Consider the following 6,635-nt stretch of genomic DNA (forward strand, 5'->3'; position numbering starts at 1 on the left):
TCGTGTCCACCCCCAGCATGGCGGCGCGCTCGACCGGCGACAGCGTGCGGCCCAACGCCTTTTCTTTGGCCTGGATCTGACCGAGCGGCGTTGACTGCGCGTGCTGTTCCCGCGACATGGCGAGGTGGGCCATTTGAATGGCGCGGCCGGCGGCTGAATCACGCGCCTGTTGGGCACGTGCTGCCTTGTTGTCCTCCCGTGTGCCCTGGTAGTGTTCGCGCTGCATGGCGGTCTGGCCTGCCCGTGCGGACTGGGCCAGCTGTGTCTCGAAATCGAGCAGCTGATAGCGGGCTTTGGCGACATCCATCGTTACCTGAGTACCGTCGCGGTTGCGGATCGTGACCAAATGGGTCGGGTATTCCTCGCCGTTGATCTTGGTCGTACTTGCCTCGCCTTTGACGATGCGCGCGCCTTTCATCGAGCCGGCTGCGTTGTACGCCTCCATCGCGTCGTCGTAGCGCCCTTGACCCATCAACGAGAGCGCGTCCGCAATGCCCTCGTTTTTCATCTTGGTCAGCAGTCCCTGTTTTTGGGCCAGTTCTTCCAGCGTGAGATCTCCGCGAGCATTTTTGCGACGCAGAAAAGCGGTCTGCACGTCAAGCGCGCTGTTGAAGTCGCCCTTGTGGACGGTGCCGGCCGGGGTGCCGATCGCGCCCATCTTCTTCGGTGTGGGCAGTGCCGCCAGCGACGCCGCTGCAGGCGCTGGCGCCAAGTCCAGCGCCGCCGGATTCTTGACCATCGATGCTGGCTTGGCGGCCACCCCGGGCAGCACGTCCAACGGCGGCGCCATGGCCTTGTCGATTTCGGCCGGGATATTGTCAGCTGCCGGCGCACCTTCAGCGGCAACCGGGTCGGCCCCGCCCTGGACGGCGCTCGCTTCATTGGCGAGTTGTTCCCGGATATCAGCCATGTCTTTCTTGTCGGCTGCCTTTATGCGGTCGACCTCCTTCCAGTCGTACCGCTGGCGGCTGCGTGCCTCTTCCTGAAACGCCGCTTCGGTGTCGGCGCGCGCGTCCGCTTTGACGCGGCGCGCTTCGTCGGCCTTGCGCCGTTCTTCGTCTGCAATCGCGCGCTCGCCGTCCTGATAGCCCTTGAACCCGGCGGCCATGCCGCTCCAGTTTGTCATCGTTCGATCCCTTAAAATGCGCCGGCCAATTCGGACGACGACAGGCCGGTGCTCTGCATCACGCCGGCGTTGTTAGATTCCCATTTGCTGTAGTCGCTGGTTCCGCTGCCGCCCCAGTTAATTTTCGAGAGGCCGTTGGTGATGCCGCTGACCATGTTCCCCATGCCAGCTGCGGTCTGGCTGGCTTGCGCGGACTGCTGGCCAGCGATGCTGCTGGCGGTCGCCGCGGCGCTGGCCAGGCCGCTCGACGCGTTCGAGACAAGACCCTTGCCGATGCCGACAGCGTCGAGCTTGCGGGCGAACGCCTTGTCCTTGATACCGTCCCGGGCCTTGTTCGCGGCTGCGGCGCCAATGGCGGCGCCTTTCAGCTCCATGCTCGTGGTCGCGGCCTGTGCGGCGGCGCTCGACGGGTCCAGCCCAGGCGTGCGCGCCAGGCGGTCGCGTGCGAGGCCCAGCTGGCTCGACACTGACGCCTGCGCGTCGCCGGCGGCCTTGTCGTACGCTTCGGGAGTATCGGTATTCATGGCGTCGGCATACACTGAGTGCTCTACCGGACGGGCGAAGGTTTTGTAGTCCTCGAACTGATCCATGGCGATCTCGCCCTGATAGGCGTTCGCTTCCAGCGCCTTGTCGGCTGACGAAGCGGCCCTTTTGCTAGCCTTGTTGGTTGCGGCGGCCCCGATCCCGGCCGCTACAACGGATGCCGCGATTCCCCACGGCATATCAAGCCTCCTTAATCAGAACGCTATCGACCTTGTCGGGGTCGGAGCCTTCGTGGGCGTGCACGCAAAACCATACCGAGTCGGTAAGCGCCTCGATGCGATGCACCTGGCCGGCGCGGATCGTGATGCAGGTTGGCCCAACGTGCGTTTCCTCGATGCCGTCAATGGTCACAATCGCGGTGCCGCACGCCAGGATGCTCAGGTGGTCGAAATTATGCGAGTGGGTTTCGGCGTAATGCGACGCCGGCAGTGTCATCTGCTTGGCGTATTCGCGGCCGGAGAAGTGATGCTTAATCTTCAAGTCGATCACGTTTCAGTTCCTTAAAGTTGTCGGTTTTGATGCAGACGATCAGCGAGATCCTGTCGGCCTGGCTGTTGTTGCTGACGCTATGGGTCACGCCGTTGTCGAACCAGTAGCAGTCGCCGGCGCTGGCGGCGATGTCGCCTTCGGGGAAATGGAACAGGGCGCCCCGATCGTTACGCAAAGGGATGTAGAATTTGTCGTAGTAGTCCGCGTGCCAGCAACGGTCGATGTGCGGCTCAATGCGGCCGCCGGCGGGGATTTTCGTGATCAGCACGCCGCCGAGCCGTTCGCCATGCACGTGCGCCATCAGTCCGAAGATGATGGGTGCGAGTTCCGGGAGTTCGGCGTAGGCCGGGTACCAGATCGAGTCGTGCTCATCGGTGAAATGGGGGCCCAGGTTGGCGATGTCGTTGAAGCGCACCCAGATATCCGTCATCGCGCGGTGCGGCGAATCGTAGGCGGTAGCACGTGCCGTATGCTGGCCGAACAAGTGGGGTTTTGCCTCCAGCGCGGCCAGCAGCGCCGCGACCTGAATGCCTGTTGCGATGTGTTGAAAACTTGCCATGTTGTTCCCCGCTGTGATTGAGGCGGGGATGATATGGCCGGTCTTAAGAAAACTTAGAATTTAGGTAGCGCGTTCCCGGATGATAAATTTAGGCTAAAAAACTCCCCCCGATGAAGGGGAATCGGATGAGAAAGAGTCCACTTTAATCCCACTCTCTCGTGATGAGATAGGCAACGTAGACCACGTAGGCTGAGGATGCTCACGGCGGGCTGTTACCGCAGAGGTCGACAAACACTGGTTTTCCAGACTGGCCGCTGGTGGCCAACAGCCGCCATTCGTCTTATTGACTGTCTAGCGTAAATGCGCCGGCTAAGCCGGAGGTCTTCGTGAACCATAAGATATGATCAAACTATTTAAGCGAGGAAAAACTTGGAATTTAAAAGCCACAATGATTTCGACATCTTTCAACGGGACGTTCGATTCGAGCGACGTTATGTGCACACTACGCCTGTTGTGGAATTTCTCGCGACATTGAAGACGACGCTCCCTGAGCGAACACGTTCCCTATCCAAAGGTACCCTTCTCTTTCGAGCCCAAATTGGCTATGATGAAGTTGATGTTGAAGGTGACGTTATTATCGCCGGATTTAGCGAACAACGCATGAAACCGAACCGCGAATTCTGCGGCGAAGGCCGCGCAAATCCTCGCGGTATTGCGTATCTCTATCTCTCCAATCATTTGGATACATGTATGGCCGAAATGAGGCCACAGCGTGGAGAAATGCTTTCAGTTGCGCAGTTTAAAGTTCAACGAAACTTACAGTTAGTTGACTGCTATTCAGTTGCTCGGGAATTTGGCAATATTGAACTAATCTTTTCCCCCCCGACTACGCAGGAAGAGATTGGCAACGCCATCTGGTGGCAAATTAATCAGGCATTTAGTCGCCCGGTTTCTCGCGGAGATACTAGTTCGGATTATATCCCCACTCAAATTCTCGTCGAGTTTTTCCGCCATCATGGCTTTGACGGTGTTTGTTTTAAAAGTGGATTGGGAGAAGGTCACAATTTCGTATTGTTCGATTTGGCCTCAGCAGAACTTATCAATTGTGGAGTTTATGGCGTCAACGCAGTGAAGTATGAATTCGAAGAATGCGCAAATAGGTATTATAAGAAAAGGCACTTAGATGATGATTCTTAAGTTCTATGCGCTAAGGCTTGACCTGACACGAGCCGTCAGATGGGTTGATGTTCTGATTAGTCAAAATAGGCCCGAAGCGAAGAACATAAATTAAAAAATACATAGTTCTCATTGACCGTTTTGGGGCGAAAGCAACCGTCCACACGGATTGAAAGACTTTTCAAAGTAGCGCCGTAGGCTTAGCGTGCTATTTTTCCTATTTTTCCTCTTCTCCCGAACTATGATCAAGCTTACAGATTTACAAGGTTCTAGGTCAATCATTGACGACCTCGCACACCCCTTTCATTTCGATATTGACCGTGCTTCACGTGACTATTCATGGATTAAGCTTACCCCGGAACATCGGTTTCTCGTCATTGCCGGCGAAAGCACCGGAGGCGCATATCTCTCATATGGTAGCGGTGACTTCGATCAAATGCCAGTCCTTTATGTAACGTCCGAAGGCAGCGCTGGTAAGGTCGCTTCCAACCTCAGTGAATTTCTAGCCATTATCGTAGCCTTACCGTACTGGGAAGACTTGCTCAAGTTTTCGGGTGGCGGTAACTTGGCAGAGATGCGAAAAGCAGCGGAGCTTGGATTTGAAATTTATGAGGAGGAGGAAATTATCACAAGTGCGAGGATACGTTTGACGAATGTTTTGGATATACAAGAGATATCCGACCCAATTGGACTTCTCCATCGCAACGTGGAATCAACTGACTGCACAGCTGTTGCTGAGGATGGCTACCAATATGGGTCGCTCTTCAATAGGTTTACATCGGACGATATTAGAAGATGGGAGTAGCAGTCGCTTCTAGCTTTCTTTCTTATGTCGAAACCGGCCATTGGTCGGCTGACCAAACACCTTAGCGTACGATTTTTCCGAATTCTGTCTACGCCCCAATTAGAACCACACATTCGCCATTACAGCATGGCCCGTTTCGAATACCGGGTCTTGACGGCTTCGACGGCCGCGTTGTATTCCTCCATCTTGCCGCTCTGCCCCCGGCTTTGCCAGTAGATCGCATCGGCCAGGTCGGCAAGTGGCGGATATGCCGCGCGGCGCAGCTGGTCGACGTCTTCATTGTGGTAAATGATCATGCCTGGATCTCGAAAAGTGCATCAAGAAAAGGAAACGCTACAATCCGCACGCGGTACAGGCCCGGCAAATTGAAGTTCAGCGTCGCGCGCCCTTCTCCGCACGGGTACGGCTTGTCGTTGATGACCACCTCGCACGGCATGGGCAACCGGGTCAGGTCGCGGCCAGCGAGCAATGCGGGGCTTTCCGGCCGCGCGTGCTTGTGCCCGTCGCGTACATAGTGGGTCCGCCCGTCGATGTCGCCCACGAATATGCGCTGGCCCTGCAGGGCCAGCATCGACTCGGGCACGTCGCCGTTGAACAGCACCCGGCCGTCAACGTCGTACTTCGCAAATGTCGTCATTTCATTACTCCAAGCAAGGTAACGGACCAGTCGCCCAAGTCGTAGGTCCCTTGATGCCACGCGTTGTCGAATGTGACTGTGAACGTGTGGTAGCCCTGGCTCAGCCGAACCCTGGCAGATGTGGCGTGCGACAGAGCGTAGGTATTGATGTTGGAGTCGGACTGGTAATGGAACTGGCGGCCATCAACGTGCAGGATGACGCCCGTGTTTCCGCCGATGTTCCATGCCGCCGCTTTCCAGGTAACTAGCGCGACGACATCTACCTCGGCCGGGTAGTAGGCGGTAATCTGTCCGACCATGCGCGTGGTTCCGGCCGAGATGCCGCCGCTACCAGTTCCCGACAGGTACAGCGGGACAGTGACCGCGTTGTTGCCGATTTTGAGCGTGTCGACGGCCAAGTCGTCTATCTGGGCGCCGCCGACTACCTTCAAGGCCAACTTGTCGCGCGAGATCGAGTACGCCCCCAGCTGGTAGCCGGTGATGCTGCCTTGGGCAACAAGGTCGCCGCGCACGGCGACGAGTCCTGTTCTCGCGTCGATCGCGAATGGCACAATCCCCGGCCGGCCGGGAGCACCCACCGCGAAGGTATCGGCCAGCACGATGAAGGACGATTCGGCCTTGCCCCCCGTGGAAACGTTGGAATTGAGCGTGACGCCGGCGATATAGCCGTTCAGATCGAGCTTAACACCCCACTTTCCCGACAGGCCCTGCACCTTGTCGTTTGTGAGATTCACTTCCTGGCGCAGGGCCGCGTAGCTCTTGACCAAGCCGGTCGCCGGGTCCGTGACCGTCGCCTGCAGCTGCTCGAACTTCGTCAGCGCGCTGCCTACCGGATTGACGGCTATTTGGGTCCCTGTCTGGACCAGCGCCTGATTGAGCCCCACGCGCGCCCACATGGTGTTGATCGCGCTGGCCAGGGCATTGTCGTTGTTGGTGCGCGTGGTCAGCTCGTTCTGCACGCCGACAAACGACTGGTTGGTCCACGTCACCACCTGCTGCACGTACTGCGTCATGGCCTCGTGTTGCGTCGAGCGCACCTCGCGTTCTTCCTTGATCGCGGCGCCGGCCGCGCCGATGGATGACGTGAGCGTTTCGGTCGTCTTCGCGAGCGACAGGTTGGTTTCCTTGATGACTGTCTCGACACGCGTGACGGCGGCGCCGCGGGCCTTGGCTTCCTGCTGCAGAAGCCAGGATGCGCTGCCGGGGACCGAATCGGGCGCCTGGATCAGGGTGACGGCCGAGAACATATTGATCCACGCCGGCGAAGCCATGATCTTGTCCTGCAGCTTTTCCGCCAGGTCGAACATCGGACTACCCGGCTTGCCCACGCCCTCGATGATCGGCCCCGCCAGCGACTTTG

At 57.9% G+C, this 6,635-nt stretch carries 8 protein-coding genes and 1 pseudogene; 2 read left to right on the plus strand and 7 right to left on the minus strand.

Annotated elements, in window-relative coordinates:
- The 4 genes and pseudogenes from F2P46_RS35285 to F2P46_RS35300 all read right to left on the minus strand — a co-directional run.
- Positions 1-1,108: pseudogene (locus F2P46_RS35285) on the minus strand (hypothetical protein); the annotation flags it as partial.
- A 29-nt stretch (positions 1,109-1,137) separates the two neighbouring features.
- Positions 1,138-1,848, minus strand: a complete 711-nt coding sequence (locus F2P46_RS35290; protein ID WP_166899126.1) for a hypothetical protein — start codon at positions 1,846-1,848, stop codon at positions 1,138-1,140.
- Between the two features lies 1 nt (position 1,849).
- The gene (locus tag F2P46_RS35295) at positions 1,850-2,158 is read right to left on the minus strand and encodes a hypothetical protein (protein WP_166899128.1); all 309 of its coding nucleotides are present in this window, start codon (positions 2,156-2,158) and stop codon (positions 1,850-1,852) included.
- Positions 2,139-2,717 (minus strand): aspartyl/asparaginyl beta-hydroxylase domain-containing protein, encoded by a 579-nt coding sequence (locus F2P46_RS35300; protein ID WP_166899129.1) that lies wholly within the window; start codon positions 2,715-2,717, stop codon positions 2,139-2,141. The genes F2P46_RS35295 and F2P46_RS35300 overlap by 20 nt, the downstream gene beginning before the upstream one ends.
- 369 nt (positions 2,718-3,086) lie before the next feature.
- Between F2P46_RS35300 and F2P46_RS35305 the strand changes: the two genes are divergently transcribed.
- The gene (locus F2P46_RS35305) at positions 3,087-3,854 is read left to right on the plus strand and encodes an RES family NAD+ phosphorylase (protein ID WP_166899131.1); all 768 of its coding nucleotides are present in this window, start codon (positions 3,087-3,089) and stop codon (positions 3,852-3,854) included.
- Positions 3,855-4,074: 220 nt separating this feature from the next.
- On the plus strand, positions 4,075-4,638 hold the full coding sequence (locus tag F2P46_RS35310) for a hypothetical protein (protein ID WP_166899133.1): 564 nt from the start codon (positions 4,075-4,077) through the stop codon (positions 4,636-4,638).
- A 119-nt stretch (positions 4,639-4,757) separates the two neighbouring features.
- On the opposite strand, the gene F2P46_RS35315 is transcribed toward F2P46_RS35310, so the two are convergent.
- The 3 genes from F2P46_RS35315 to F2P46_RS35325 form a co-directional block, all read right to left on the minus strand.
- Entirely contained in the window at positions 4,758-4,934 is a 177-nt protein-coding gene (locus F2P46_RS35315; protein WP_166899135.1) for a hypothetical protein, read from the minus strand.
- Positions 4,931-5,275, minus strand: a complete 345-nt coding sequence (locus tag F2P46_RS35320; protein ID WP_166899137.1) for a hypothetical protein — start codon at positions 5,273-5,275, stop codon at positions 4,931-4,933. Before F2P46_RS35320 ends, F2P46_RS35315 begins: the two co-directional genes overlap by 4 nt.
- On the minus strand, positions 5,272-6,635 hold a 1,364-nt coding region (locus F2P46_RS35325), incomplete at its 5' end, for a DUF1983 domain-containing protein (protein ID WP_166899139.1). The genes F2P46_RS35320 and F2P46_RS35325, both read right to left, overlap by 4 nt.

It is taken from the genome of Massilia sp. CCM 8734 (genome assembly GCF_011682155.1).
Taxonomy (GTDB): domain Bacteria; phylum Pseudomonadota; class Gammaproteobacteria; order Burkholderiales; family Burkholderiaceae_D; genus Telluria_A; species Telluria_A rubra.

Bases quoted from the DNA above. Each gene is read 5' to 3' on its own strand.
- F2P46_RS35310 (WP_166899133.1), top strand. From the start codon at position 4,075: ATGATCAAGCTTACAGATTTACAAGGTTCTAGGTCAATCATTGACGAC.
- F2P46_RS35300 (WP_166899129.1), bottom strand. From the start codon at position 2,717: ATGGCAAGTTTTCAACACATCGCAACAGGCATTCAGGTCGCGGCGCTG.
- F2P46_RS35290 (WP_166899126.1), bottom strand. From the start codon at position 1,848: ATGCCGTGGGGAATCGCGGCATCCGTTGTAGCGGCCGGGATCGGGGCC.
- F2P46_RS35320 (WP_166899137.1), bottom strand. From the start codon at position 5,275: ATGACGACATTTGCGAAGTACGACGTTGACGGCCGGGTGCTGTTCAAC.
- F2P46_RS35315 (WP_166899135.1), bottom strand. From the start codon at position 4,934: ATGATCATTTACCACAATGAAGACGTCGACCAGCTGCGCCGCGCGGCA.